The sequence below is a fragment of the Intestinibacter sp. genome (genome assembly GCF_051866655.1).
Taxonomy (GTDB): Bacteria; Bacillota; Clostridia; order Peptostreptococcales; family Peptostreptococcaceae; genus Intestinibacter.
In genome coordinates, this window is record NZ_JBJDXL010000360.1 from 1 (window position 1) to 3294 (window position 3294).

Annotated in this window: 3 protein-coding genes; 2 read left to right on the plus strand and 1 reads right to left on the minus strand. The window is 26.3% G+C overall.

From position 1 onward, the window contains the following. Positions 1 to 64 precede the first annotated feature (64 nt). Positions 65 to 1165, plus strand: coding sequence for an ABC transporter permease (locus ACI3VO_RS10680; RefSeq protein WP_439757910.1), 1101 nt, complete (start codon positions 65 to 67; stop codon positions 1163 to 1165). Beyond that, complete coding sequence (locus tag ACI3VO_RS10685; RefSeq protein WP_439757911.1) at positions 1166 to 2269, plus strand: ABC transporter permease; 1104 nt, start codon at positions 1166 to 1168, stop codon at positions 2267 to 2269. It begins immediately after the preceding gene. A 130-nt stretch (positions 2270 to 2399) separates the two neighbouring features. Here ACI3VO_RS10685 and ACI3VO_RS10690 read toward each other — a convergent pair whose 3' ends face one another. Further along, a complete protein-coding gene (locus tag ACI3VO_RS10690) occupies positions 2400 to 3254 on the minus strand; it encodes a MurR/RpiR family transcriptional regulator (protein WP_439757912.1) in 855 nt (284 codons plus the stop codon). Positions 3255 to 3294: the final 40 nt, after the last annotated feature.

Below are 3294 nucleotides of genomic sequence, written 5' to 3' on the forward strand. Positions count from 1 at the left end.
ATGGAACATAAAATTTTATAATTTTTTATAGATTTTTATAAGTTTTCAGTAACGGTGCTATACTATGATGAAATTATACGGTTCTATTAAAATTTTATTTAAATCCATAAAAAGCACTTTTTTAATAAACCTGGCGTATTTTTTGATATTGCCATTAGTTCTTGCATTTTTCCTTGGAATGATAGAAAAAAAATTATACGAAAATCCGATAAAAACAGATCCTGTACCTATAACTATTGTAGACAACGACAAGTCTACTTATTCCGCTTATTTCAAGGATTTTTGTAAAAATAATCTATCTGAAATTGTAAAAATAGAAAAAAACAAAGATAATTCAGACTTACAGGTTACTATTCCTAAAGGCTATGAGGAACATATTTTAAATAAAACTCAGACAAATATAGAAATAAAAGAGTTGTCTTCTATTAATTCTACAGCTTTAATACAAAATCTATTCGATAATTACCATGAAACAATTTACTTATCGTCAATAGAAAATAATTTAAATAAAAATAATATAGAAGAAATTTTTAATAAATCATCGTTAAATACTCAATTAATAGACAGCAATATAAAGCAAAATTCATATGAATTTTTCGCTATAACTATGCTCGGTTTTTTAGTAATAATATTTATAACAAATAATGTCGCTGCAAATTACACTTCAGATTCAAACGGTTTTGTAAAAAGAAATTATTCAATGCCTATTGGAAGGCTGGAGCTTTTGATGCACGATGTAGTTACTTCAACTATTTATGCATTTACGTTTATTCTTTTATATACTGTATTTTTTAGGTTTTTAAAAATAGCATTTACTGGAAATATCGTAATTTTAATTTCAATGATATTTGCGATTTCTTTACTTATAAGCAGCTTTACATTGTTTTTATACAACTTTTTTAATAAGACTATAGGTCAAGGTATAGCATACGCACTTATGATGGCACAACTTTTATTTGGAGGCATGCTATCTGGATTTTCAGACTTTTTAGATGGATTTTCGAATTTAAATCCATGCTATATAGTCACAGAGATGTTTACTAACTACAATATATACAACACATTTTCTTCTGTTAGCAATTATTTATATTTATGCTTGATAATATCGCTAATTTTAATAGTTATAACTTCTTTAAAAGTAAAATACAGTTGGAGGGATATTTAAATGAATATTATAAGACTTACATTTGCTAATTTAAAAAGATATACAAAAATACCTTCTATATTACTATCACTTATACTAGCTCCCTTAGTTGTGATAGGGTTTTGTATATTCTTATCTGGTGATGCTTCAAGCTCACAATCAGGTTCACTTGAAAATATAGCTTTAGTTTGTAATTTAGAAAGCAATATCCCTGATAAATCATTAGACACTAAATATCAGAGAGAACTAATAAATGAATTAAACGTTTCAAAAGACTCTATATATAGCTTAGATCAAAAAGATAATGCTTTAAAACAGTTAAAAAACAACAAATTCGCAGCTGTATTTATTATAGATGACAATTTTTCAGAAATGATAAAAAACGGTCAAAAACCTACTGTAGATGTAATCAAAACCTCAAAGGGAGGGGGTAGTTTACTTTCTGAATCTAAAATAGAGACATTTATAAATACATCCTTGAAAAAGAAAATTGATCCGAGCTTTTCTTCAAAATATATAAAAACAACAGTCATAGCAAAAGAAGAAAGCTCTTTAAAATCAGATTTTATGCATGTATTTTTGATATGCTACATGATATATATAAATGGTTCTATAATTTGCAAGGATTTACTAGATTTAAAAAAATCAAATACCTTGAAAAGAATGTTATCTACTAAAAATAAAGATTTTGAAATCCTATTTTCTCTATTTCTGAGTTTATTTTTGATACAAGCATTAGTATATACAACGACTTTAGTAGCCTGCAATATTCTACTCGATATCAATATAAATACATACAACATATTGCTGATTTTATCAAACAGTCTACTTTGTACTGGAATTATAATATTTTTAGCTAGGATTTGCAAAAATGAAGCGACTATTTCTCTCGCTATGGTAGGGTATGTATTTTTTAGCTTGGCTACATCACTCCCTTCTCTAGCCCCAAATTTAGGAATTGATATACCTTTTGTTGTAAATATATCTAAATTCATGCCTATATACTGGACTATAGATGCTATTATAAATGGAAATTATTTTAAAAATATCATTATCCTTATATTAATAAGCCTTGTATTTGTGACTGCTGGAAGCTTCAAGTTAAAGGAATTTGCTAAAAATTAAAATTACTAATCTTTATATAGCAATTTATTTTTAATATAAATTGTGACATAAATAAAGTCAGATAGTGTTGAATTGTTACCTATATGTTTATAAGGTATTATATCAACACTATCTGACCTTAAGCAAATATTTAATACATTCCATCTTGTGATATATAATAATCCAGTGTTTTTAATCTATCTTCATTTCCTCTTCCTACTTTTTTGCTTATAATATTTAAAAGTATTTCACATAGAAATTCAGATGCCGTATAAGAATTATAAAAAGATACACTATCAGTACTTACTGTTATAACTATATCTGCTTCATTCGCAACAGGTGAAGTAATTTTATCAGTAAATACAATTAACTTTGCTTTATATTTTTTAGCCATTTCAGCTGCTGTAATAGCCATTTTTGCATATCTAGAAAAGCTAAAAATTATCACACAATCATCTTCCTTTATATCTATTAACTTTTCTATTGTACTTGCATCGGCTTCAGTAGTTTTTACTACATTTTCTAAAATATGGCTCAAAATCAATGAAAAAAGTTCGACCTGACCTTTACATCCTCTAAATCCAGCCACATATTTTTTATTGCTATTTATTATTATATCTGCAGCTTGATTACACTTATCGATATTATTTTTATTTAAACTTTGCTTTATATTGTTGATAGTCTTTTCTAAAGTTATATTAGCTATATGATCGTATTCTACAAGCTCTATATTTCCTAATTTTTCAACTGGAATAACAGAATTTACCTTATTTTCCATATCATCCACTAAATTACTTCTAATATCACTTTGTAAATCATTAAACCCAGAATAATCAAGCTTCCTAGCAAATCTTATTACTGATGTATCACTTACATCTAATTCCTTAGCTAATTGAGCTAAAGTTAGAAAACATACATGAGATAAATTATTCAATATATATTCCCCTATTTTTTTCTCTGTTTTCGTAAGCTTTACATTTTTTATCCTTTTCTCCAAAAAAATCATTTTCTAAATTTCTCTCCTTTAAGAAACTCCTTATTCTAAA

Bases quoted from the DNA above. Each gene is read 5' to 3' on its own strand.
- ACI3VO_RS10680 (WP_439757910.1), top strand. From the start codon at position 65: ATGATGAAATTATACGGTTCTATTAAAATTTTATTTAAATCCATAAAA.
- ACI3VO_RS10685 (WP_439757911.1), top strand. From the start codon at position 1,166: ATGAATATTATAAGACTTACATTTGCTAATTTAAAAAGATATACAAAA.
- ACI3VO_RS10690 (WP_439757912.1), bottom strand. From the start codon at position 3,254: ATGATTTTTTTGGAGAAAAGGATAAAAAATGTAAAGCTTACGAAAACA.